Origin of the sequence: Geobacter sp. (assembly GCA_009684525.1) — a bacterium.
In the GTDB taxonomy this organism is placed as follows: Bacteria; Desulfobacterota; Desulfuromonadia; order Geobacterales; family DSM-12255; genus Geoanaerobacter.
This window is the reverse complement of sequence record WKKR01000008.1, coordinates 30,864-53,432: the sequence shown is the minus strand read 5'-3', so window position 1 is coordinate 53,432 and position 22,569 is coordinate 30,864. Positions and strand designations below refer to the sequence as shown.

General features: G+C 61.9%; 21 protein-coding genes. 5 read left to right on the top strand and 16 right to left on the bottom strand.

Annotated features, from left to right (window positions below):
• Window position 1: 1 nt before the first annotated feature.
• The 4 genes from GJT30_18375 to GJT30_18360 form a co-directional block, all read right to left on the bottom strand.
• Window positions 2-1,933, bottom strand: coding sequence for an aconitate hydratase (locus tag GJT30_18375; protein MSM41586.1), 1,932 nt, complete (start codon window positions 1,931-1,933; stop codon window positions 2-4).
• 145 nt (window positions 1,934-2,078) lie between these two features.
• Window positions 2,079-3,491: a dihydrolipoyl dehydrogenase gene (gene lpdA / locus GJT30_18370; GenBank protein MSM41585.1), complete on the bottom strand. Its 1,413-nt coding sequence runs from the start codon at window positions 3,489-3,491 to the stop codon at window positions 2,079-2,081.
• Between the two features lie 173 nt (window positions 3,492-3,664).
• A complete protein-coding gene (odhB, locus tag GJT30_18365) occupies window positions 3,665-4,879 on the bottom strand; it encodes a 2-oxoglutarate dehydrogenase complex dihydrolipoyllysine-residue succinyltransferase (protein ID MSM41584.1) in 1,215 nt (404 codons plus the stop codon).
• A 12-nt stretch (window positions 4,880-4,891) separates the two neighbouring features.
• Window positions 4,892-7,582 carry a 2-oxoglutarate dehydrogenase E1 component gene (locus GJT30_18360; GenBank protein MSM41583.1) on the bottom strand — a complete coding sequence of 897 codons (2,691 nt, stop codon included), beginning with the start codon at window positions 7,580-7,582 and terminating at the stop codon, window positions 4,892-4,894.
• A 189-nt stretch (window positions 7,583-7,771) separates the two neighbouring features.
• On the opposite strand from GJT30_18360, the gene GJT30_18355 reads away from it, so the two are divergent.
• Both GJT30_18355 and GJT30_18350 read left to right on the top strand, forming a co-directional pair.
• Window positions 7,772-7,990, top strand: coding sequence for a hypothetical protein (locus GJT30_18355; GenBank protein ID MSM41582.1), 219 nt, complete (start codon window positions 7,772-7,774; stop codon window positions 7,988-7,990).
• A gap of 26 nt (window positions 7,991-8,016) precedes the next feature.
• On the top strand, window positions 8,017-8,235 hold the full coding sequence (locus GJT30_18350) for a hypothetical protein (GenBank protein MSM41581.1): 219 nt from the start codon (window positions 8,017-8,019) through the stop codon (window positions 8,233-8,235).
• Between the two features lie 19 nt (window positions 8,236-8,254).
• Here GJT30_18350 and GJT30_18345 read toward each other — a convergent pair whose 3' ends face one another.
• The 12 genes from GJT30_18345 to GJT30_18290 all read right to left on the bottom strand — a co-directional run bounded on the left by GJT30_18345 (window position 8,255) and on the right by GJT30_18290 (window position 17,247).
• The gene (locus tag GJT30_18345; protein ID MSM41580.1) at window positions 8,255-8,599 is read right to left on the bottom strand and encodes a DUF190 domain-containing protein; all 345 of its coding nucleotides are present in this window, start codon (window positions 8,597-8,599) and stop codon (window positions 8,255-8,257) included.
• A 9-nt stretch (window positions 8,600-8,608) separates the two neighbouring features.
• Window positions 8,609-8,983, bottom strand: coding sequence for a fluoride efflux transporter CrcB (gene crcB, locus GJT30_18340; protein MSM41579.1), 375 nt, complete (start codon window positions 8,981-8,983; stop codon window positions 8,609-8,611).
• Window positions 8,984-8,995: 12 nt separating this feature from the next.
• Window positions 8,996-9,814 carry a hypothetical protein gene (locus GJT30_18335; GenBank protein MSM41578.1) on the bottom strand — a complete coding sequence of 273 codons (819 nt, stop codon included), beginning with the start codon at window positions 9,812-9,814 and terminating at the stop codon, window positions 8,996-8,998.
• Entirely contained in the window at window positions 9,811-12,240 is a 2,430-nt protein-coding gene (locus GJT30_18330; protein MSM41577.1) for an Rne/Rng family ribonuclease, read from the bottom strand. Before GJT30_18330 ends, GJT30_18335 begins: the two co-directional genes overlap by 4 nt.
• Before the next feature lie 254 nt (window positions 12,241-12,494).
• Complete coding sequence (locus GJT30_18325; protein MSM41576.1) at window positions 12,495-12,962, bottom strand: EVE domain-containing protein; 468 nt, start codon at window positions 12,960-12,962, stop codon at window positions 12,495-12,497.
• 49 nt (window positions 12,963-13,011) lie between these two features.
• Window positions 13,012-13,941, bottom strand: coding sequence for a D-2-hydroxyacid dehydrogenase (locus GJT30_18320; GenBank protein ID MSM41575.1), 930 nt, complete (start codon window positions 13,939-13,941; stop codon window positions 13,012-13,014).
• Between the two features lie 78 nt (window positions 13,942-14,019).
• Window positions 14,020-14,490, bottom strand: coding sequence for a DUF4440 domain-containing protein (locus tag GJT30_18315; protein MSM41574.1), 471 nt, complete (start codon window positions 14,488-14,490; stop codon window positions 14,020-14,022).
• Between the two features lie 90 nt (window positions 14,491-14,580).
• On the bottom strand, window positions 14,581-15,078 hold the full coding sequence (locus GJT30_18310; protein MSM41573.1) for an HNH endonuclease: 498 nt from the start codon (window positions 15,076-15,078) through the stop codon (window positions 14,581-14,583).
• Between the two features lie 98 nt (window positions 15,079-15,176).
• The gene (locus GJT30_18305; GenBank protein ID MSM41572.1) at window positions 15,177-15,593 is read right to left on the bottom strand and encodes a hypothetical protein; all 417 of its coding nucleotides are present in this window, start codon (window positions 15,591-15,593) and stop codon (window positions 15,177-15,179) included.
• Between the two features lie 87 nt (window positions 15,594-15,680).
• Window positions 15,681-16,121, bottom strand: coding sequence for a hypothetical protein (locus GJT30_18300; protein MSM41571.1), 441 nt, complete (start codon window positions 16,119-16,121; stop codon window positions 15,681-15,683).
• Window positions 16,122-16,213: 92 nt separating this feature from the next.
• The gene (locus GJT30_18295) at window positions 16,214-16,774 is read right to left on the bottom strand and encodes a hypothetical protein (GenBank protein ID MSM41570.1); all 561 of its coding nucleotides are present in this window, start codon (window positions 16,772-16,774) and stop codon (window positions 16,214-16,216) included.
• Between the two features lie 119 nt (window positions 16,775-16,893).
• Window positions 16,894-17,247: a hypothetical protein gene (locus GJT30_18290; protein MSM41569.1), complete on the bottom strand. Its 354-nt coding sequence runs from the start codon at window positions 17,245-17,247 to the stop codon at window positions 16,894-16,896.
• A 212-nt stretch (window positions 17,248-17,459) separates the two neighbouring features.
• On the opposite strand from GJT30_18290, the gene GJT30_18285 reads away from it, so the two are divergent.
• From GJT30_18285 to GJT30_18275, 3 genes are read left to right on the top strand one after another with little or no spacing between them, the layout of a single operon-like run.
• The gene (locus tag GJT30_18285) at window positions 17,460-19,415 is read left to right on the top strand and encodes an ATP-binding cassette domain-containing protein (protein ID MSM41568.1); all 1,956 of its coding nucleotides are present in this window, start codon (window positions 17,460-17,462) and stop codon (window positions 19,413-19,415) included.
• Window positions 19,416-19,432: 17 nt separating this feature from the next.
• The gene (lon, locus tag GJT30_18280; protein MSM41567.1) at window positions 19,433-21,772 is read left to right on the top strand and encodes an endopeptidase La; all 2,340 of its coding nucleotides are present in this window, start codon (window positions 19,433-19,435) and stop codon (window positions 21,770-21,772) included.
• Window positions 21,769-22,539 carry an MlaE family lipid ABC transporter permease subunit gene (locus GJT30_18275; protein MSM41566.1) on the top strand — a complete coding sequence of 257 codons (771 nt, stop codon included), beginning with the start codon at window positions 21,769-21,771 and terminating at the stop codon, window positions 22,537-22,539. Before lon ends, GJT30_18275 begins: the two co-directional genes overlap by 4 nt.
• Window positions 22,540-22,569 lie beyond the last annotated feature (30 nt).

The window sequence follows — 22,569 nt, the reverse complement described above, 5'->3', positions numbered from 1 at the left end:
GCTACCCCCCCTTCTTCACGTAGTTCAGGGTCCCGCCGGCCAGAAGCTCCTGGCGCTGCCGCTCGGAGACCTCCAGGAGCGTGACGATGGTCCGGCCGTTCGCCTCCACCGGAATCTCGGTGGCGCCGGAGGCGACCAGGCCCCGCACCCCCTTGAGCTGCAGTCTATCCCCCTGGGCCAGGGCATCGTAGTCGGCCGGGTCGCGGAAAACGAGCGGCAGGATGCCGAAGTTCACCAAGTTCGCCTTGTGGATGCGGGCGAATCCCTTGGCCAGCTTGGCCCGGATCCCCAGGTAGCGGGGCGCCAGGGCGGCATGCTCCCGGCTCGACCCCTGGCCGTAGTTCTCGCCGCCGACCACGGCGCCGTTCCCCTTCTCCCTGGCCCGCTTGTGGAAGTCGGCATCGAGGATCTCGAAGACGAACTGGCTGATGGCCGGTACGTTGCTGCGGAAGGGGAGCACCTTGTTCCCGGCCGGCATGATGGTGTCGGTGGAGATATTGTCCCCCACCTTGATGATCACCTCCATGTCCAGATCGTCGGGCAGCTCCTCGAAATCCGGGAACGGCACGATGTTGGGGCCGGTGACGATCTCCACCCCGCTGGTGTCGGCCAGGGGATAGATGATGCTGGAATCGTCCAGCACGTATTTCTCAGGGTTCTGTACGTTAGGCCACGGCATCAGCTCCTCCAGCTTGCGCGGATCGGTGACCACACCGAACAGGCCGGCCGCGGCCGCGGTCTCGGGGGAGCAGAGATAGACCCGGTCGTTCTTGGTGCCGCTACGGCCGGGAAAGTTGCGCGGGAAGGTGCGAAGGCTCACCTGGTCGGTCCCCGGCGCCTGCCCCATGCCGATGCAACCGAGACAGCCGGGCTGGTGGATCTGCGCCCCGGCCAGGAGCAGCATCATGATCCCCCCCTTGTCTGCCACGTTCTCCAGCACCTGGCGGCTGCCGGGGTTGACGTTGAAGGAGAGGTGGGGCGCGATGCGCCGGCCGTCCAGGATGCGACAGACGGTCATCAGGTCGCGGAAGGCGGAATTGGCCGAGCTCCCCACCAGCACCTGGTCCACCTTCAGCCCTTCGAGATCAGCCACCCGCACCACGTTGTCCGGCGACGACGGGCAGGCGATGAGCGGCTCCACCGTGGCGAGGTCGATCTCGTCGTACTCGTCGTAGCTGCAGCCGGGGTCGGCGGCAAGCTCGACCCATGAGGCACCGCGCCCCTGGGCCTCCAGGAACTCCCTGGTCCGTGCATCCGACGGGAAGACCGAGGTGGTGGCACCCAGTTCCGCGCCCATGTTGCCGATGATGGCCCGGTCCGTGGCAGAGAGGGTGGCAATGCCGGGGCCGTAGTATTCGATGATCTTCCCCACCCCCCCTTTCACCGAATGGCGGCGGAGCATCTCCAGGATCACGTCCTTGGCCGAGACCCAGGGGGAGAGCTGGCCGGTCAGCTTCACCCCCCAGATCTTCGGACAGGGGAGATGGAACGGGTGGCCGGCCATGGCCAGGGCCACGTCCAGGCCGCCGGCGCCCATGGCGATCATGGCGAGCCCGGCTGCCGAGGTGGTGTGGGAGTCGGCGCCGAGCATGGTCTTACCCGGCACGCCGAACCGCTCCAGGTGGACCTGGTGGGAGACGCCATTGCCCGGCTTGCTGACATGGATGCCGAACTTCTCCGCCGCGGTCATCAGGAAGACATGGTCGTCGGCGTTCTTGCTGTCGGTCTGCAGCAGGTTATGGTCGATGTACTGGGCAGCCAGCTCCACCTTCACCCGCGGCACGCCCATGGCGATGAACTCCAGCATGGCCATGGTGCCGGTGGCGTCCTGCAGCAGGGTGTGATCGATCCTGAGGGCGATCTCCCGGCCGGGGATCAGTTCGCCCTCCACCAGATGCGCTTCCAGTATCTTGGTTGCAAGGTTCTTTGCCATATTCTACCCCCTTATTCCACCACTAAGACACTAAGGTCACTAAGAAAGACAAGCATGACAACGTTTTTCATTCATAACGGCACAGCAAAAGGCTCCAGCTGCCAGGCGAAAGCAAACAACGCAGATGGACCTCTGGCGAAGCCGTTCAAGAATGGATGGCGCGTTTTTCCACATCCAGCGCCGCCTCCTTCATCGCCTCCGACAGGGTCGGGTGGGCGTGGAAGGTCATGGCGATATCCTGGGCCGTGGCACCGTAGGTCATGGCGGTGACCGCCTCGGCGATCTGATCCGAGGCCCGCGGGCCGACGATATGCACCCCGAGCACCCGGCCGGTCTCGGCATGGGCCAGGATCTTGACGAAACCGTCGGTCTCATCCATGCATTTGGCCCGGCCATTGGCCATGAAGCTGAACTTCCCCGCTGCATAGGGAATTCCCTCCCCCTTCAGCTGCTCTTCCGTCTTCCCTACCGACGCGACCTCGGGCCAGGTATAGCAGATGCCGGGGAGGTAGGCATAATCCACCTGCGACGCCTCGCCATGCATCCGCTCCACGCAGACCACCCCTTCCTCCATCGCCTTGTGGGCGAGCATCGGCCCGGCGATCAGGTCGCCGATGGCGTAGATCCCCGCTGCCGTGGTCAGGTAGTTGTCGTCAACCGTCACCCGCCCCTGGGGGTCGAGCGCAACCCCGGCCTCGTCAAGCCCCAGGCCATCGGTGAGCGGCCGGCGGCCCACCGCCACCAGCACCTTGTCGCAGGCCAGTTCCCCAGTGCCGTCACTCCCTTCGAGGAGAGCCACTGCCTGGCTGTCCCGCTTCTCGATGCCGGTCACCCTGGCCTCCATCCGGAAGGCGATCCCCTGCTTCTTCAGCGACCGCATCAGGGTGTCGGCTGCCTGGCCGTCCATGGTGGGGAGCATCTTGGGCAGGAGTTCCACCACGGTTACCTGTGCGCCGAGCCTTCGCCAGACCGAGCCGAGCTCCAGGCCGATGTAGCCGGCCCCCACCACCAACAGGTGTTTCGGAACCGCGGCAAACGCAAGCGCCTCGCGGGCAGTCACCACGGTTTCTCCGTCAAAGGGGATGCCGGGAAGCTCCGCGGCCCTGCTCCCGGTCGCCAGCAGCACCCTGCGGCCGGAGAGGAGCTCTTCGCCCGCCCCGCCTGCGACCGCGACCCGGTGGATATCGCCGTCACGGCCCGCCAGACGGCCCTTTCCCTGCACCAGGGCGATCCGGTTCTTCTTGAACAGATAGGCCACGCCGTCGGTCAGCTTCTTCACCACGTCGTCCTTGCGCTGCATCATCCTGCCAAGGTTGAGCCGGGGGGGCTCGATCTCGATGCCGTGGCCGGCGAACTTGTCGCGGGCCAGGGCGAAATACTCGGACGAGTCCAGAAGCGCCTTGCTCGGGATGCACCCCTCGTTGAGACAGACCCCCCCCAGGGCCGGACGCTCCTCCACCACCGCCACGGCCATGCCGAGCTGGGCGGCGCGGATCGCCGCCACGTACCCCCCCGGCCCGGCGCCGATGACGATGAGATCGAATATCTGGTCAGACATATGGAAATAACCTCCCTTTGTTCATGAGTTCAAGTTTCTTGAGGAAACATCAACGGCACAGCAAAAGGCTCCAGCTGCTAGGCGACCGAGAAGCGGGGCGCGAGGCGTACCGGAGGTACGTTGAGCGTTGCGCGACGAAGGGCAACAACGCAGATGGACCTTTGGCGAAGCCGTCAACCCTCCAGGAGCAACTCTTCCGGCTCTTCTACATATTCCTTGACCCGCTTGAGAAACCCGACCGCCTCGCGGCCGTCGATGATCCGGTGGTCGTAGGAGAGGGCCAGGTACATCATCGGGCGGATAACCACCTGGCCGTCCCGCGCCACCGGCCTCTCCTGCACGGCATGCATCCCGAGCACACCGCTCTGGGGCGGGTTAAGGATGGGGGTGGAGAGGAGCGAGCCATAGACGCCGCCGTTACTGATGCTGAAGGTCCCCCCCTCCAGGTCGGCGATGGCCAGGCGGTTTTCCCGTACCTTGGCCACGAATTCGGCGATTCCCTGCTCGATCTCGTGGAAGTGGAGCCGGTCGGCATCCCGCAGCACCGGCACCACCAGCCCCTTTTCGCCGCCGATGGCGATGCCGATGTCGCAGTAGTGGTGATAGACGAAGTCGGTGCCGTCGATCCTGGCGTTCACCGCCGGATACTCCTTGAGCGCTTCGCAGCACGCCTTCACAAAGAACGACATGAAGCCGAGCTTGATGCCGTGCCGCTTCTGGAACTGTTCGTTGTGGCGGGCGCGCAGCTCGTTGATCCGCCCCATGTCCGCCTCGTTGAAGGTGGTCAGCATGGCGGTCCGGTTGCGCGCCTCCAGCAGCCGCTCGGCGATCCGTTTCCGGATGGGGGACATGGGCACGCGGGCGGTCCGCTGCTCGTCGCCGGCCGGCCGGAGGGAAACCGCGGCTCCTCCGCCGTAGGCTGCCTGCTCCTCGGAATGCACGGCCGGCGGCGCCCCCTTTTCCTCTGTTGCCCGCGCCTTGCCACCGGACCCGACCTGCAGCAGATCCTCCACCGTCACCCTGCCGCCGCGACCGGTGCCATCGATGGCATCGGCAGCCACCCCCCGCTCGGCAGCCAGCTTGCGCACCGCCGGGGAGAGGGGGGGCTTGCCACCGGGAGGAGGTTCGGCCGGAGCCGCTTTCGCCGGCGCCGTCACCGGTTGTTCGGCGACCGTGCCGATGACCGTGCCGATCTTCACCGTCTGGCCGGCAGGGACAACAATGGCAAGGATGCCGTCGACCTCGGCGTTCAGCTCCAGGGTGATCTTGTCGGTCTCAAGCTCGCACAGCGGCTCGTCTTTCCGGACCGCGGCGCCGTTATCCTTGAGCCATCTGGCCACCAGCGCCTCGCGCACCGATTCGCCAACTTCGGGGATTCTGATTTCCATGATCGACCTCTTTCAGGAGAATGCCGCGGCAATGAGCCCTTTCTGCTCCTCGGCATGGAGACGGTGGGAGCCGACAGCCGGCGCAGCGGCAGGCTTTCTCCCCACGAAGCGGAACTCTTTGCCGGCAACCTCTGCCAGCTGCTGTCCGACGAAGAGCCAGGCCCCCATGTTGGCCGGCTCCTCCTGGACCCAGCGCCAATCCGTGACATGAGAAAGCGGCGCCATCGCCTCCTGCAGCAGGTCGCGGCGCAGCGGATAGAGCTGCTCGACGCGGATGATCGCCACATCCCCCCGCCCTTCTTCGCGGCGGTATTCCTGCAGATCGTAAAAGACCTTGCCGGAGCAGACCAGGACCCGGCTCACCTCCCCGGCCGGAACCGGATCGGGAATCACCTCGCGGAAACCGCCCGAGGCAAGCTCCTCCAGCATCGAGATACAGTCGGGATGGCGGAACAGGCTCTTGGGGGTGAAGACCACCAGGGGCTTGCGGAACGCCTGCAGCACCTGGCGGCGCAAGAGGTGAAAGAGCTGCGCCGGGGTCGACGGATAGGCCACCAGCAGGTTTTCCTCGGCGCAGAGCTGGAGGAACCGCTCGATGCGGGCGCTGGAATGCTCGGCACCCTGCCCCTCGTAGCCGTGGGGAAGAAAGAGGGTCAGGCCGCTGGAGCGGTCCCACTTGGTCTCGCCGGCAGCGATGAACTGGTCGATGATCACCTGGGCGCCGTTGGCGAAGTCGCCGAACTGGGCCTCCCAGATGACCAGGGAACAAGGGGACGCCACGGCATAGCCGTATTCGAAGCCGAGCACGGCGCTTTCCGAGAGCATGCTGTCGTAGACGTGAAAGGCCGCGCCGGAATCCACAACACCGGCAAGGGGGGTGTGGGTCGCATCGGATGCCATGTCGTGCAGCACGGCATGACGGTGGTTGAAGGTGCCCCGCCGGGAATCCTGCCCGGACAGCCGGACCGGGATGCCGTCCGCCAGCAGCGTGGCACAGGCGAGCGCCTCGGCGTTGCCCCAGTCGATGCCGCTCCCAGCCCGGACCGCATCCAGCCGGCGCTGCAACAGGGCCGCCACCTTGGGATGGGGCGTGAAGCCCGGCGGCAGCACGGCAAGCTGCTCGGCCAGCGCCTGAAGCCGCTCCTGCTTCACGGCCGTAAGTACGGCAACCGGCTCAAAGCCGCGTTGGATTCCCTGCCAGTCGCTGGCAAAACCGAGATCCACGGTGGGGTCCGGGGTCTGGGCCATGGCCTGCTCCAGGCGGGCGGTAACCTCCTGCACCAGGGCCGCGGCCGTCTCCTCCGGTTCGCCGCCGGCAGCCAGCTCGTCGGCATAGAGTTTGTGCACCGGCGGCCGCGCCTTGATCTGCTCGTACATGAGGGGCTGGGTGAAATAGGGCTCGTCCCCCTCGTTGTGGCCATGACGGCGATAGCAGATCACCTCCACCACAACGTCGCGGCCAAAGGCGTTGCGGTAGTCCAGGGCCAGCTGCGCCACGAACGCCACCGCCTCAGGGTCGTCGCCGTGGACGTGGAAGATGGGGACCATCAGCATCCTGGCCACGTCGGTGGCATAGCGGGTGGAGCGGGCATCGGCCGGCAGGGTGGTGAAGCCGATCTGGTTGTTGAGGACCACGTGGATGGTGCCGCCGGTCCGGTACCCCTCCAGCTGTGAGAGGTTGAGGGTCTCCGCCACCATCCCCTGGCCGGCAAAGGCCGCATCGCCGTGCACCAGTACCGGCAGCAGTCGTTTTGCGCCGTCCGGGCCCATCTGATCCTGGCGGGCGCGCGCCTTTCCTTCCACCACCGGGTCGACCGCCTCCAGATGGCTGGGGTTGAAGGCAAGGGTCAGGTGAAGGCGGCCGTCCGGATATTCCCGCTCGGCTGAGAACCCCTTGTGGTACTTCACATCCCCTTCTCCCACGAAACCATGCTCCAGATTGTCGGCAAATTCGGCAAAGATGTTGGCCAGCGGTTTCCCCATGATGTTGGCCAGGACATTGAGCCTTCCGCGGTGCGCCATCCCCAGGACCAGGTCGGTCATGCCGCCGCTGGCAGCGTGATGGGCGAGCCGGTCGAGCAGGACGATGAGCGACTCCCCCCCTTCCAGGGAAAAGCGCTTCTGGCCGGGAAACCGCCGATGCAGGAAGGATTCGAACAGGGCAGCCTCGGTCAAGAGGCGCAACAGGACGATCCGCTCTGCGCGGTCAACCGAGGGGCAGTTGCGGACAGGCTCCATCCGGTCGATCAGCCATTGGCGCTCGGCCGGCTCGGTGATCTGCATGAACTCGACGCCGACGGAGCGGCAATAGGTATCGCGCAGAGTCGCCAGGATCTCGGCCAGGGTCGCGGATTCGTTGAGAAACCTGCGGGTGGGGAAGACCGTTTCCAGGTCCGCGGCCGAGAGGCCGAATTCGGCCAGGTCGAGCAGGGGGTGGGAGAGTGGGCAGGGGGAGAGCGGATCGGTACAGGCAAGGAGGTGGCCAATGTCGCGGTAACGATAGATGAGCGAATTGACGCCGGAAAGCTTGAGCGAGCAGTCGTGACACCGTCCTGAACCGGCAATCGGACCTGCACCTTCCTGTCCCAGGGCGAATCCGGCAAAGAAGGCCTGCCAATCAGGCGTTACGCTGTCCGGCTCCCGTTGCCAGCGGTTGTACTGTTCCTCAAGCCAGTGGGGATCGAGTCCATCGACGAACGACATGCAGCCCTCCCGCGGTAGTACCGCGGCAATCAAACCGCAGCTCCTTACGTGTCAGGAAGTATACCAGAGCCGGCCTGCTCTGCAACGAGAACCGGCGGGGCGGGACAAATCCAATTGTTTACATATTCAAGTTTTCTACGTTATCGCCGATAAAAATAAATCGACTAACCCGACATGAGGAGGCCCATCGTGGCAGAATGCGAACTGACCCAGACCTGTATCTTCTTCAACGACAAAATGGCAGACATGCCCTCGACGGTAGAGATCTTCAAGACGATCTACTGCAGGGATGACAGCTCGAAATGCGCGAGGATGATGGTCGTCAGGGCCCTTGGCCGTGAGAGGGTCCCGGCAGACCTCTTCCCCAACCAGGCAGACAAGGCGACAGAGCTGGTCAGAAAAGGCTGAGAACTGAGAAAGAGAGAGGAAGTTGCATGACCGAATGCGTGAATTACGAAAAATGCAGGTATTTCATCGACAACATGAAGAACAGCCCGTCAACGGCAACACTGGTGCAAAACAGCTACTGCAGGCACTCGTTTGAAGCCTGCGCCCGCTACATGATCTACAAGGCCCTGGGAGAATCGAAGATGCCCAGGGATCTCTCCCCCAGCGAAACCGAACGGGCGGAACAGCTCATCAAAGGGGCCTGAATCCGAAGGGTTTTGCTTCTCACCGTTCATGGCGGTGGCTGTAATGCACCACCTGCACCCGCTCCATGGTTATCAGCCCGCCGCTCATCATCTCGTCCAGCCGCGGCATCAAGCCGTCGATCCGTTCCTGGCTCTCCACCACCTCCACCACGATGGGAAGGTCGGTGGAGAGCCGGAGCAGCTTGTCGCTGTGATAGACGCTGTGGGCACCGAAACCCGCCACCCCCCGAAAGACCGTGGCGCCGGCACACCCTTCCTTGCGGAACAGCTCCACCAGGGCCTCATAGAGCGGCAGCCGGCCGAATTTATCGCTCTCGCCGATGAAGATCCGCATCAGCACCTTTTCGCCGCGGAAATGTTCCATGCAAACCCCCTACAGGTGCCGGGCCGAGTAGATCCCGAGCCAGGTGAATGCCAGGCAGAGCAGAACACTGGCCGTGACGTTGACCGCCGCAGTGAAGAATTCGCCGTCTTCAAGCAGCCGGAAGGTTTCGTAACTGAAGGTCGAAAACGTGGTGAGCCCCCCGAGAAGGCCGATGGTGAGGCCAACGCGCAGGGTTGGGGAGATGAGGGTGCTCCGGAGGGCAAACTCCATGATGAGGCCGATGAGATAGGCCCCCACCACGTTCACCGCCAGGGTCCCCCAGGGAAAGGCCCGGCCCGCAACTTCATAGACCCAGCCGGAGAGCCAGTACCGCGCCAGGCAGCCAATGGCGCCGCAGACGGCTATGGCGAGAACGGTCGTCACAGAAACCCCATCCTACTTGAACATCCACCCGAATTTCAGGCCAAAGATCTCCGATTCTGACCTGGGCTGGACAAAGTACTCGGTTCTGGCATTGGCATAGTTGTAACGCGCCACTTCCGGCGACTGGGGAAAGAGGTAACTTTCGTAGTAGAACGACACCTTCATATGCTCGTGGCGTATCCCCGCCTCGGCCATGGCCGACCAGTCGCTCCCCGGCTCCAGCTCGATCCTGCCGACGCCGGGATAGTTCTCAACATCGTTCCGGTTGTAAAAGGGGTATTTCCCTCCACCCATCGCGAACAAGCTCGTGTCGGGGCCGACCTTGTAGTTCCCCCTGACCCCAAGCAGCGCAGACAGGGAGGACCAGTATTCGGTATAGCCGCCGCTCCCCTGCAGGTCCCGCAGCCACCAGCGGTAACCCAGGCCGCCGAACGGCTCGACCGTGAGATCGCGGTAGGGGATAGCCCAGCCGAGGGTAGCCTGCTCCTGGGTTCCGAAGTAGGTCACATCGGTCTTGTGGGGGGTCCCGTCCTGCAACTGGCCGTCATAGTCCACCACGCCACCGAAAAGCTCCACCTTCCCCCTGAAGGTCATGGCTCCGGCCTTCCCCTCGGCCAGATGCAGCATGATGTCGCCGCCGACGCCGTATTGCGGGCCGCTCTCCTTGAGCAGTCGGCTGCCGGTCGTTCCGTTGAACTCCTCCCAGGTGAAATACTGGATAAAAGGATAGACCGACAGCTCCCTGATCGGGCCGGAGTCTGCCGCTTCGGCCAGCAGCGCAGTCTGGGCCAGGATCAGCATCGCCATCAACGCCAGGACGGTCCGTTTCATGACTCCCCTCCCTCGTCAGCGGTTTTCTTGCGCGCCCGCGGCTTGCGGACCGGTTTCGGCTTCTCTGCAGCAGGCGTTTCAGCGGCTGCGGCTGCCACGGGCTCAGTACCCTCTCCCGCTTTCTTTTTCGTCGCACGGCGCGGCCTGGCAGCCTTTTTCGGCTCGGCTGCCGCAACCGTTTCCGGCGCCGGCTGAGCCTCTACGGCCGGTGCAGCGACAGGGACGACCTCGGCTGCCGCCGGCTCGGCCTTCCGGCGCGGTGCCCGACGACGGGCAGGCTTTGCCGGTTCGGCTGCCGGCTCCGCTTCCTGAGTGACCACAGGTGACGGTTCGATCGGCGCAGGGGGAGGAAGCTCCTCGCCCGCCTGCTCAGCCGCGTCCGTTGCCTCGCCCGCAGGTTTCGTGCTCTTTTTCCGCCGACGCCGGCGCTTCTTCTTCGCCTCGGCGTGGGCCTCCAGTTCTGCCGGTGCTTCCCCTGCCGTCTCGGCAGCCTCATCCGCCGGCTGATCTTCGTCGGACTCAACAGCCCCTTCTCCTGCTTCCTCGCCAGCAGCACCTTCCGGGGCCAGGCCGGGCTTGCTCTTCTTCCTCCGGCGCCGGCGGCGCTTCTTCTTCGCCTCGCCGACACCCTCGGTACCCTCAGCCTCGGCGCCCTCGGCCTCTTCCGCCGCATCGGCCGTTTCTTCCCCGGCCTCATGCTCCTCTTCCGGTCCTTCAAAAGCGGCTGACGGCTCAGCGGCCGTCTCCCCGGCCTGCAGATCGGTGCCGGCCTCGCCCCCCTCGGGTGCCTTCTTCTTCCGGCTCCGCTTCCGCTTCTTCTTCCCTTTCCCTTCCTCGCCGGCGATCTCTCCGGCTGCGGCAGGTCCGGAGAGCTGCTCGCCCGGAGGAAGCAGGGTCTCGGCCTCCTCGGCGTGGTGGTGCTCGTCGTGCGCCGGCCGCTCCCGCTTGATCAGTTCTATCTCAAGCTGGTTCATCAGGAACGACGGCTTCCCCTTGATGGTGACGGCAATGTCGTAGTCGTCCTCGATCTGCCCCAGCTCCCGCTTCTTCCGGTTGAGGAGATAGTAGGCGACCTCCAGCGGCAGCCCGCCGCGCACCTCGGAAACGGTCCCCTTGGCAGCAGCGCCATGGACCTTGCGCAGGAAGGAGAGGGCCATGCTCTCCACGTTCTTCACCTTGCCGCGGCCGCCGCAGTGGGGGCACTCCAGGTGGATCGCCTGGTCCAGGGTCTGCTTGATCCGCTGGCGCGACATCTCCAGCATGCCGAACTGGGAGATCTTCCCCACGGTGACCCGCGCCTTGTCCATCTTGAGGGCGTTCTTCAGGGTCTTTTCCACCTCGGCCATGTGCTTGCGGTCGCGCATGTCGATGAAATCGATGACGATCAACCCCCCCAGGTCGCGCAGCCGGAGCTGGCGGGCAGCTTCCTCGGCCGCCTCCTGGTTGGTCTTGTAGGCAGTATCCTCCACCCCCTTCTCGCCGGTGGTCTTGCCCGAGTTGACGTCGATGGAAACCAGGGCCTCGGTCGGTTCGATCACCAGGGAGCCGCCCGAAGGGAGCGGCACCTTCTTCTCGTAGATCAGGTCGATCTGCTCCTCAAGCTGGTAGCGGGAAAAGATCGGCCGCTTCTCAAGGTGGAGCTTGACCAGCTTCTCGAACTTGGGCATGGTCTCCTTGAAGAAGGCCTTGATCTGCTTGTAGACCTCCTGGCTGTCGACCAGCACCTCGTCGATCTCGGCGGTGAAGTAATCGCGCAGCATCCGGGTCACCAGGTCGGTCTCCTGGTAGACGGCTGCAGGCGCCTTGACCCCGGCCGCCTTCTCCTTGATGCTGGCGTTGAGCTTGAGCAGGTACTGCAGATCCTTCTGCAGCTCGGTCTTGGTCTTTCCCACCGCCTCGGTCCGGACGATGTAGCCGATCCCCTCGGGGATCTCCAGCTTGGCGATGGTCTCCTTCAGCTTCTTCCGCTCACCCTCGGCCTCCACCTTGCGGGAGACGCCGGCGGAGTCGCTCCCCGGCATCAGGACCATGTAGCGCCCCGGCAGGGAGAGGTAGGTGGTAAGCGCCGCCCCCTTCATGTCCCGTTCACCCTTTTCCACCTGGACGATGAGCTCCTGGCCACGGCGCAGGACCTCCTGGATGCGGGGCCTGCGCTTGCGGTGCTCCTCGGGGACGTCGTCGCGCCACTGCCAGTAGTCGGGGTGCAGCTCCCCCATCTGGAGAAAGCCGAGCTTCTTCATCCCGATATCCACGAAAGCGGCCTGCAGCGACGGCTCGACCCGGACCACCACTCCCTTGTAGGCGTTTCCCCGGGTCTGTTCGCTCCCGGCGATCTCGATATCCAGCTCGACCAGCCGGCCGTCCTGGACGATTGCCACCCGGGCCTCCTCCGGGTGCATCACATTGATCAGCATCTTCTTCGACATTCAATCTCCCTCTTCAATCTCTCTGTGGTACCGGGAGAGCCGCGACCCTCGACCGGTTCTTTCTATATCAGGCGCCGCACGGCGCTCATGAACGGAAAACACCAGCAACTATACCAGAGAATCGGCGTGAATCCATGAAAAACAGCGGCGGAATTGACGGGCACTGCAGGAGAATGGGATCAGGCAGGGCGATTCCGGCGCGTTAGCCCCCGGCAACCGCTGCATTACGGACATTTGTCACCTTGGCCAGCCGGTCAGCTTTCCATCCCGCCCATGCTGAGAATCATGCGCCACTCCTCTTCCGTCACCAGCTGGATGGAGAGACGGCTCCGTCTGACGAGCGGCATGTCGGCCAGGAGCGGGTTGGACCTGATCCGTTCCAGGGTGACCTGCTGTTTCAGCGGCGCCACGTACCGGACGTCGACCATGAACCAGACCGGGGCGGCAGGGGACGACTTCGGGTCGAAGTGCTCGCTGGCCGGATCAAAGGCGGTGAAATCGGGGTAGCCTCCTCGCACCACCTCCGCCAGACCCACCACGGCCGGCTCGGGGATATTGCTGTGGTAGAACAGCACCAGGTCCCCCGGCTGCACCCGGTCGCGCAGGAAATTACGCGCCTGGTAGTTGCGCACCCCGTCCCAATGCTCGGTCATATCGGGGCGATTCTTCAGGTCGTCGAACGAAAAGCAGCCCGGTTCGGACTTGAACAGCCAGTAGGACATGGTTGCCTCCTGCTTCAGCGTAGCGTTATCGCCATCAATTCCCGTAATATCACATCTCCCGCAGGGCAGCGATCATCTCCTCGATGGAGAGATCGACATATTCGCGGCTGATGGCACTGGAGTGCGGTGTGATCAGCACGTTCGGCTGGCTCCAGAGCGGCGATTCGGGCGGCAGCGGCTCTTCGGCGAACACATCCAGGCCTGCGCCGGCCAATGGTCCCTGTTGCAGGGCATGCAGCAGGTCCTCCTCCCGGTAGCAGTTTCCCCGGCCCAGGTTGTAGAGGCAGGCCCCCGGCTTCATGGCGCTGAAATGCCGCGCCGTGAAGATCCCGTCGGTCGTCGCATCGCCCGGCAGGAGCAGCACGACGTGATCGGCATGGGGCAGCTCCTCCTCCAGCCGGTCGAACGGGACGACCCGCTCGACGACGGGATCGGCGCCGGACCCGATCATGCTGCGCCTGACCCCCGTCACCCCGGCCCCGAACGCCCGCAGCAGCTCCGCCATCGACCGGCCCAGCGAACCGTAGCCGACCAGGAGCACCTGCTGGCTGAAGAGCGCCACGCACGAGCTGTAGTCCAGCCGGCCCCAGTGCCTGTTCCGCTGGTCGTCAAGCGACATGCCGACGCGGCGGTTGAAGTAGAGCATCATCGACAGGAGGCTTTCACGCATGATGCGGCCGTGGAAGCTGCCGTGGCGCGTCGCCACCCTGCCGGAGGGGTCTCCGTCAACCCAGTCGCGACCGGCAGCAGGGGTGAACACCACCTTCAGTTTCCGGGCCTCGTCGTACCATTCCGCCTTGAATAGCCAGGCGATGACGGCATCGGCATCGGGAAGGCGGGCCATGAAATCGCGATTGTCGCTGGCCACGGTGATCCGGGTATCGGGGAGCGCTACGCGGAGCTGGTCCAGGTGGCGCTGCTTGAAGGAAAAGGCATCGACGTTGTGGTGCAGATGGATCAGGAGGTTGGTTATGTTCATCCGGATAGTTCGCTTTCAGTCTGGGGCTTTTGACTTGAGGTAGTATGGAATTTCCGCGCCACCCGATGGTAAGGCGAGTTACGATGTACTGCCCATTACGGCGGATTGATAGTGTGCCAACAGATGCGGGTCTTCGATTGAGCCATGATGGTGTACCTGCCGCCAGCGACCTTCCGCTTTTCTGAAAATACGGCTGGTACGAATGGCGAGTTTAATCTCAGTGCCGCCCAGGCGAAAATACCCCCGCTCCCTTCCCACGGCATAAAACATCTCAGCTGTCTCGTGGATGGTGTAATCATAATACTCCACAGAGACTTCTGCAGCTCCATGAAAAATACGTTCATAGACGGCTCGTATCTCATCCCAGCCGCGTTTGATGCCGCCAAGCGGGTTATCCATGGAGATGTCGTCCGACTGAGCCCAATTCTCGGACATCATATCCATATCGCGTGCATTGAAGGCGCGATAAAACTGGGCCAGTGCAAGGAATGGAGAATTCAACTGCCCCAGGTCTTCTTTGCCGGTAATTGCCTCTTGAATTGGAGTCATATTTCACTTTCTAAGCACAACGGGCCGGGCCATGACCCGCACCGGGGCGCTTCTCAGCCCCGGTCGGCGTCCAAGGGCCTGGTTGTGTGCTTATTTGAGGAGCTTTTCTTCAACTTGATAAAGAACGCAAGCAATTGTGGAAGGATTCATCCTCCCCTCGCCAAAATGAATAGTTGCTGACTGCATTGCTTCAAACATTGCCGCTCTGATTACTTCCTGTGAAATATTTCTTGCTTCAAATTCGGCAAATGGCTTGCGTTTGAACATCTTTTCAAATTCTTCCATTCCGCGGAGAGTCCAGAACGTATCGTAAAATGACGTTCCGTATGCACGAATCCAAATCCACATGAATCTTGGGTCCTTCACGTTTGGTGCTTCTCTATGGCAGCGATGACAAAGGAGCACAAGATTTGACGGTTCATCAGGCCCAGCCATTGAATCTGGAATAATGTGGCAACGTTCGAGCTTGCTTTTATAGCCGCATCTCCAACAACGCTCATGCGCTTCTGCCCAATCGACGCTCAATCCGCATTCATCTTGGTGCTCCGACCAATAATCGACTATGTCGTCATGCTTAGTTTTGGGCATAGTTTTCCTTTTATTCACACAACGGGCCGGGAAATCACCAGCGGCGCGGGGCTTCTTCCGCGTCCGACTGAGTGCATCTTTCTGGATGGCATCCCGGTCTACTGTTTTAATCTTGGGTCGCTACTTTTAATGCAACGACTTGCCATAAAAGCAAAAACATTGGCGTTTAATGCCTCTACACTGGCGCGTTGGAACTCCAACACAGCTTTCGATTTCTCGGAACGAACTGCGTCAATATAATTTTCAGATGTCTTGGAATAAGTATTTTGCTCAATCATGGTCAGATTATGTTTCACATCTTCGCATTCAGAAGCAGAGTCATACGCGCCCTGCTGATGCCACTGAGATAACGGTTTACTGTCTAATATTTTGTATCCGCTCAAGTATTCGGCATTTTTATCGTACTTACTTCTCGGTGGGACAAGCAAATACCATCCGTCAGCCGCTAGAAGAGGTGTCGCAATAGTCAGCACAAGAAATGACGAAATGGCAATTAATAGCTGATGGTTTTTCATGTTTACCTCGTTTCTAGGATCGAATTTTGTTAGGACATGTAGGAGGTTTTATGAAATTTTCATCTTCAGACAGACACTATGCTATTGCTACTTTTGCTTTTCTTTGTTTGATACTTGTTGTGAACTTGATAACTGCTGTTGTAAATCGGCGGCAACACTTTGAACGGTCTGTTTTGTCCCAAGAAATTTCTGACCTCCGTTTGCGGGTTGAGAAGATCGAGGGAAAACAGTGAAAAACGCTGCAATACAGGCGGCTGTCATTGCAATAAGACTGACCCAAAAAGTAGGGTTTACTGTCCAATGCGGCTTTTTAAGTTCTTTAAGTTTCTCTTGGGTTTCCTTATGTCTTTTTATGTTGCTAATTTCATTGATTAAATGATTATAGGTGTCTTGGTTTAGTTGGTTTCGGTTTCCGTGTGTCATTACCATTGAGTGATAATCTTTCAACTGTTCTATAGACAATTTATCCAGATTGCCGTCTGCGTAAGTTTTTCTGAGGCATTCATATTTTTCGTCGAGTTCAGTCATTAGATTATCCCTTAATTTTCTTGCTGCATAACGGTGGTGAGGCTGACCCGCCCTCGGCGGGTCTTGCCGATGGTTGGCCGTTTTCTTCTCATTCACTGGCTTCGGAATAATGATTGCGTCGAGTGCAGTAGACGATGAAGCAATCCGCCCTCGTTTTTTTGATTTTCTTGAAATTCCTTCTTTGCCTTTTCTCGCCAATTTACATCGAATTTCTGAGTATCAGCTTCTGCAGCGTCATCGTAGCCTGGTGGAAGGATTGGGCTCTTGACAGAAAATGGGGAAACGCCTCCATCGCGGTGGTACAGTAACTCGCTAGTTGCAGTAAATCGGCCACAGCATAGAAGGTGAATATACGTGCGCTCACCGTCTGCTCCTCCAACACTTACGTCGATCCACTCTGGAACCTTGAAGTCTCTCCAGAGATAATCAACGACGGCCTCAGCCGTCGCAAAAACAATTGGTTTGTCATCGATTTGAGTGTCACTCGGATAGGTTTCCTCGTCAGCTTCAAGGGGATTGCCATCGAAGGACTGATTTGGAAAAATCAGGAATACTCTTTGGTTTGGCAACTCGTTTAAGACATAGCTCCGCGCAAAAGAGACAGCCGAATCTGTCGCACTCGAAAACCGATCCTGAAAATCTTCTCTATTCATATTTCCTCGGACAACTAGTTATTAGCAAGTTTCACGATATAAGTAATTTATTACCAATATAGGTAATTTATTATCGATATAAGTAATCTTCTAAGTTACTTATATCGGTAATCTCGCAGCTATTCGTACAGCTCCGCAAGCCGCTCTTCCAGCGGAGTACCGCGGATCAATCCATATCGGACGTACCACAACTTCCTTTCCGCATCCCATCGCCCCCGCATGGCGCGCAACTGCTGCCGCAGCTCCACCTCGTCATAAGCAACGCGAACCGGCACCAGGTCATCATGCTTGAAGCGCGGGGACTGCAGCGGCTTTTCGTCGACGATGATCTCAACCGTCTTCAGCTTCACGCCGCGCACTTCATCAAAGCGGTAACGGACGCAGAGCAAGGCATCGCCGTATTGCTCCACCAGCCGCTTGGTCCCGTCCTGACCCGGCTTTAAATGGGCATACGCCTTCATATCCTTCAACATGCACATCCTCCATTGGGCACTACCAAGGGTGTACCGCAGACACCCGGCAAAATCAAGTTGCATATCAACTGGTTATAACATTTTTAGTGTAAAGAAATTTTACACTTACCCTGCTGAGCGGCCCGCAGCAGCCGGTCCAGCGGCTGCAACATTGACATCCGACGCTGATTGCCGCTAAATAGAGCGGTTATCGATCCCCAACGAGGTATTGCATGCTGCAGCTCGACAACCTGACCAAGGAATTCGCCGCCAAACCGCTTTTCACCGCCATCTGCTGGCATCTGCCCAAGGGGGAGCGGGTCGGCCTGGTGGGGGAGAACGGCGCCGGCAAGTCGACCCTGATGCGGATCATCGCCGGCCAGGTGGAGGCGTCGTCCGGCGAGCTCCGCCTTGCCAAGGGTGCGACGGTAGGCTACCTGCCGCAGGAAGGGATCGTCTCACAGGGCAAAAGCCTGTTCGACGAGGCACTGTCGGCGCTGGCCGACCTGCGGCAGATAGAGACCGAGCTGAAAGAGCTGGAGGGGCGGCTGGCAACCGTGCCGCACGACGCCCCAGAGCACGCGGCGATCCTGGAACGCTACGGCCAGCGCCAGGAGGAGTTCCGCATCCGCGGCGGCTACGCCATGGAGGCGGAGGTGGGGACGGTGCTGCGCGGCCTCGGCTTTTCCCGGCAGGACTGGGAGCGGGATTGCGGGGACTTCTCCGGCGGCTGGCAGATGCGGATCGCCCTGGCCCGGCTGCTCTTGCAGAAGCCCAACATCCTCCTTCTGGACGAACCGACCAACCACCTGGACATCGAGGCGCGCAACTGGCTGGAGGAGTACCTCTGCAGCTACCCCTATTCGGTGATCCTGGTCTCCCACGACCGCTTCTTCCTCGACCAGGTCTGCCACCGGATCACCGAGGTCTGGAACCATACCCTCACCGATTACCACTGCTCCTACAGCAATTATCTCGTGCAGCGGGAGGAGCGGGTGACGGCGCTGCGCGAGGCAAAGCGGCGCCAGGACGAGGAGGTGGAGGCGATGGAGGATTTCATCCGCCGCTTCCGCTACAACGCCAACAAGGCGTCGCTGGTGCAGTCGCGAATCAAGCAGCTGGAGAAGGTGGAGCGGATCGTGCTGCCGCCGGAACGTAAACGTATCCGCTTCCGTTTCCCGGCCCCGCCCAAGAGCGGCCGGATCGTGATGGAGCTTGCCGGCATCGTCAAGCGCTACGGCGAGAAGACCGTGCTGGACCACGTCGACCTGACCATCGAGAGCGGCGAGCGGATCGCCCTGGTGGGGCATAACGGCGCCGGCAAGTCGACGCTCATGCGGATCCTGAACGGCGAACCGCACCAGGCAGGGGAGCGGCGGATCGGCCACAACGTGTCGCTCGACTATTTCGCCCAGGACCAGGCCCAGGTCATGGACCAGACCAAAAGCGCCTACGAGGAGTTGCTCTCTGCCGCCCCGTACGACATGGTGCCACAGCTGCGGGATATTCTGGGCGCCTTCCTCTTTTCCGGCGACGACATCAATAAGAAGGTCGGCGTCCTCTCCGGCGGGGAGAAGAACCGGCTGGCCCTGGCGCGGATGCTGCTCAAGCCGGCCAACCTGCTCCTGATGGACGAGCCGACCAACCACCTGGACCTGTTCAGCAAGGAGGTGCTGCTGGAGGCGCTCCGCTCCTTTCCGGGCACGCTGGTCTTCGTTTCCCACGACCGTTACTTCATCGACGGGCTTGCCACCAGGGTGGTGGAGGTGGAAGGGGGCGGACTCACTTCCTATCCGGGCGATTACGAATACTTCCTGGCGAAGAAGTCCGGCCAGCAGACCTCTGCCGAGGTGCGGGCAAGCGGTCCCGTTGCAACGGCGGGCGCAGCCGAGGCCGCGCTGCCGAGCTACGAGCTCTCCAAGGAGGATCGCCTCCGTCAGCGGGAGGAGGAGAAGCAGCGCCAGAAGTTAGAGCGGGCGCGGACCAAACGGATCGGCGAGCTGGAGGCCGCCATCGGCCAGGAGGAAAAGGCGCTGCAGGACGTGGAGGCCCGGCTGGCAGCCCCGGAGATGGCCGCCGACTATGCGGCCCTGCAGCAGGCGGGCAGCGAGCATGCTGCCATCGAGGCCCGGCTGGCGGCACTTTATGCCGAGTGGGAAGAGCTTGCAGCCTTGACAGAAGCGAGCTGAGCCGCTACCCTTACACTATGCCCATGACCCAATCCATAGCCATTCCGGAGAACGTGGTCCTCTATCCCCAGACCGAGCTGGTGGCCTTTCCCTACATGCTGGTCACCATCTACCTGAAACAGGGCGATCTCCCCCTCTTTGAGGATTGCTACGAGCACGACAAGCTGGTGGCCATCTGCAAGCTGCGCCATGAGCCGGGCAAGGATCTGGCCGAGGCGCTGCACGAGGTCGGCACGGTCTGCAGGCTGGTTCAGCTCACGAGACTCGCCGACGGCAGCGCCAAGGTGACCCTGGAAGGGCTGGTCCGCTTCCGCCTGCTGGAGATCCTCGAAACCAAACCGTTCCCCCTGGCCAGGGTGGAGGCGATCTCGGAATTCGTGGAGAAATCGCTCGTCACCGAGGCCCTGGTGTCGAGCCTCAATGCCCTGCTCAAGATCGCCCTCTCCTATGGCCGCCCCCTGCCGGAAGACGTGATGAAGCTGGTCGACTATATCGATACCCCGGCCCGGCTCGCCGACCTGGTCGCCCTCTATTGCAGCCCCCCCATCGACGAACTGCAGGAGCTTTTGGAAACCATCGACCCGATCGAACGGCTGAAGAAGGTCTACCTGCACCTGACCGCCGACGTGCAGCGGCTGCAGGTCAAGGGTGAGCTGCAGAGCGAGGTGACCCGCCGGGTGGGGAAATCGCAGAAGGAATACCTCCTGCGCGAGCAGATGAAGCATATCCAGGAGGAGCTGGGGGAGGAAGACCCGCGCAACACCGAGCTGAGCGAGCTGAAAAAGAAGATCGACTCCGCGGCCATGCCTGCCGAGGTGCGCTCCATCGCCGACCGGGAGATGCGCCGGCTGGAGCGGATCAACCCCTCGTCCCCCGAATACACCGTGGCCCGGACCTACCTGGACTACCTGGCCGGTATGCCCTGGCAGAACGCCACGACGGACAACCGGGACATCAACCTGGCCGAACAGGTGCTGGACGAAGACCACTTTAACCTGAAAAAGGTCAAGGAGCGAATCATCGAATACCTGGCGGTCCGCACCGTCAAGGAGAAGATGAAGGGGCCGATCCTCTGCTTCGTCGGCCCGCCGGGAGTGGGGAAAACCTCCCTGGGGAAATCCATCGCCCGCGCCCTGGGGCGCAAGTTCATCCGGATGTCGCTCGGCGGCATGCGGGACGAGGCGGAGATCCGGGGGCACCGCCGGACCTACATCGGCGCGCTTCCCGGCCGGATCATCCAGGAGATCTACCGCGCCGGCACCAACAACCCGGTCTTCATGCTGGACGAGATAGACAAGATCGGCCTCGACTTCCGCGGCGACCCGGCCAGCGCCCTCCTGGAGGTGCTCGACCCGGAGCAGAACAGCACCTTCACGGACCACTACATGGACGTCCCCTTCGACCTCTCCAACGTCATGTTCATCACCACCGCCAACCAGCTCGACCCGATCCCGCCGGCACTGAAGGACCGGATGGAGATCCTCCGGCTCTCCGGCTACACCGTGGAAGAAAAGGAATCCATTGCCAGCCGCTTCCTGCTCCCCAAGGAGCTGGACGAGAACGGACTGGCCGACCAGCCGCCGCAGTTTACCGACGAGGCGCTGCGCGCCATCATCGCCAACTACACCCGCGAGGCCGGCGTCCGCACCCTGCAGCGGAACATCGGCGCCATCTGCCGCAAGGTAACCAAGGAGATCACTCAGGGGAAACCGGCCAGGACCGAGATCACGCCGGCCGTGGTGGAGGAGTTCCTCGGACCGCGCAAGTTCTTCAACGAAGTGGCGGCCGAAGCGGACCGGATCGGCGTGGTGACGGGGCTTGCCTGGACCGAGAGCGGCGGCGACATCATTTTCGTCGAAGCAACCAGCATGAAGGGGAAGGGGGAGCTGATCCTCACCGGCTCTTTGGGAGACGTGATGCGGGAATCGGCCCGGACCGCCCTCTCCTTTGTCCAGTCGCACCGGGAAGAATGGCAGATCCCCGACGACGCCTTTACCGACCGGAACGTCCATATCCACGTCCCTGCCGGTAGCATCCCCAAGGACGGCCCCTCGGCCGGCATCACCATGGTCACGGCCCTGGTGTCGCTTCTGACCGGTCAGCCGGCCCGGCGCGACGTGGCCATGACCGGCGAGATCACCCTCACCGGCCGGGTCCTCCCCATCGGCGGGCTCAAGGAGAAGGCGCTGGCTGCCCGGCGCGCCGGGGTCCGCGCCCTGGTGGTGCCCGCCCGCAACCGCGACGACATGGACGACATCCCGGAAACCATCAAGAGCGAACTGACCTTCACCTTCATCGAGGAAGTGGGCGAGGCGCTGCTGGCAGCCCTGCAGACCGAGGCCGGCGCATCCCGATGAACGTCGCGATCTTCGACCGTGCCACTAAGCTGGCGCTGCTGCAGATCCAGGAGTTCTTCGCCCTGGCGGCCCGCGCCGTGCTCCGCGGCTTCACCCCTCCCTTCTACTACCGCGAGTTCACCACCCAGTTTGCCAAGATCGGCGTCGACTCCCTCTTCATCATCTGCCTGACCGGCCTCTTTACCGGCATGGTCATGGCGCTGCAGGCGCTGATCCAGCTCAGGCCGTTCGCCGCCACCAGCTACGTGGGAGGGATGGTGGCGGTCACCATGATCAAGGAGCTCGGCCCGGTCCTCTCGTCGCTCATGGTGGCGGGCCGGGTCGGATCGGCCATCACCGCAGAGCTGGGGACCATGGTGGTCACCGAGCAGGTGGATGCCATGCGGGTCGAAGGGACCGACGTGGTCAAGCGCCTGGTAACGCCCCGCCTGAAGGCGACCCTGGTGGCGATGCCGCTTTTGACCATTGTCACCGACACCGTGGCCCTGGGAGGCGGCTACCTGATCGCCATGGGGTACGACATCAACCTCCTCATGTACTACAAGTCCCTGCCCCAGTTCATGGTCTTCCAGGACCTGATCGAGGGGGTGGTCAAACCGGCGGTCTTCGGCTTCATCATCGTCATGATCAGCTGCTACATCGGCCTCTCCACCCGCGGCGGTGCCGAAGGGGTCGGCACGTCGGTCAAGCGGGCCGTGGTGCTCTCGTCGGTGCTGATCCTGGTGACCGACTTCTTCATGACCAAGATCTTCATCGTCTTCCGCTGAGACGCGAGGCAGGCAACGCAATGGATGTCG

What these genes read in the sequence shown, in the direction of transcription:
- GJT30_18375 (MSM41586.1), bottom strand. Translation starts at nt 1,933, where the DNA reads ATGGCAAAGAACCTTGCAACCAAGATACTGGAAGCGCATCTGGTGGAG.
- lpdA (MSM41585.1), bottom strand. Translation starts at nt 3,491, where the DNA reads ATGTCTGACCAGATATTCGATCTCATCGTCATCGGCGCCGGGCCGGGG.
- odhB (MSM41584.1), bottom strand. Translation starts at nt 4,879, where the DNA reads ATGGAAATCAGAATCCCCGAAGTTGGCGAATCGGTGCGCGAGGCGCTG.
- GJT30_18360 (MSM41583.1), bottom strand. Translation starts at nt 7,582, where the DNA reads ATGTCGTTCGTCGATGGACTCGATCCCCACTGGCTTGAGGAACAGTAC.
- GJT30_18350 (MSM41581.1), top strand. Translation starts at nt 8,017, where the DNA reads ATGACCGAATGCGTGAATTACGAAAAATGCAGGTATTTCATCGACAAC.
- GJT30_18345 (MSM41580.1), bottom strand. Translation starts at nt 8,599, where the DNA reads ATGGAACATTTCCGCGGCGAAAAGGTGCTGATGCGGATCTTCATCGGC.
- GJT30_18335 (MSM41578.1), bottom strand. Translation starts at nt 9,814, where the DNA reads ATGAAACGGACCGTCCTGGCGTTGATGGCGATGCTGATCCTGGCCCAG.
- GJT30_18330 (MSM41577.1), bottom strand. Translation starts at nt 12,240, where the DNA reads ATGTCGAAGAAGATGCTGATCAATGTGATGCACCCGGAGGAGGCCCGG.
- GJT30_18325 (MSM41576.1), bottom strand. Translation starts at nt 12,962, where the DNA reads ATGTCCTACTGGCTGTTCAAGTCCGAACCGGGCTGCTTTTCGTTCGAC.
- GJT30_18320 (MSM41575.1), bottom strand. Translation starts at nt 13,941, where the DNA reads ATGAACATAACCAACCTCCTGATCCATCTGCACCACAACGTCGATGCC.
- GJT30_18315 (MSM41574.1), bottom strand. Translation starts at nt 14,490, where the DNA reads ATGACTCCAATTCAAGAGGCAATTACCGGCAAAGAAGACCTGGGGCAG.
- GJT30_18310 (MSM41573.1), bottom strand. Translation starts at nt 15,078, where the DNA reads ATGCCCAAAACTAAGCATGACGACATAGTCGATTATTGGTCGGAGCAC.
- GJT30_18305 (MSM41572.1), bottom strand. Translation starts at nt 15,593, where the DNA reads ATGAAAAACCATCAGCTATTAATTGCCATTTCGTCATTTCTTGTGCTG.
- GJT30_18300 (MSM41571.1), bottom strand. Translation starts at nt 16,121, where the DNA reads ATGACTGAACTCGACGAAAAATATGAATGCCTCAGAAAAACTTACGCA.
- GJT30_18295 (MSM41570.1), bottom strand. Translation starts at nt 16,774, where the DNA reads ATGAATAGAGAAGATTTTCAGGATCGGTTTTCGAGTGCGACAGATTCG.
- GJT30_18290 (MSM41569.1), bottom strand. Translation starts at nt 17,247, where the DNA reads ATGTTGAAGGATATGAAGGCGTATGCCCATTTAAAGCCGGGTCAGGAC.
- GJT30_18285 (MSM41568.1), top strand. Translation starts at nt 17,460, where the DNA reads ATGCTGCAGCTCGACAACCTGACCAAGGAATTCGCCGCCAAACCGCTT.
- lon (MSM41567.1), top strand. Translation starts at nt 19,433, where the DNA reads ATGCCCATGACCCAATCCATAGCCATTCCGGAGAACGTGGTCCTCTAT.
- GJT30_18275 (MSM41566.1), top strand. Translation starts at nt 21,769, where the DNA reads ATGAACGTCGCGATCTTCGACCGTGCCACTAAGCTGGCGCTGCTGCAG.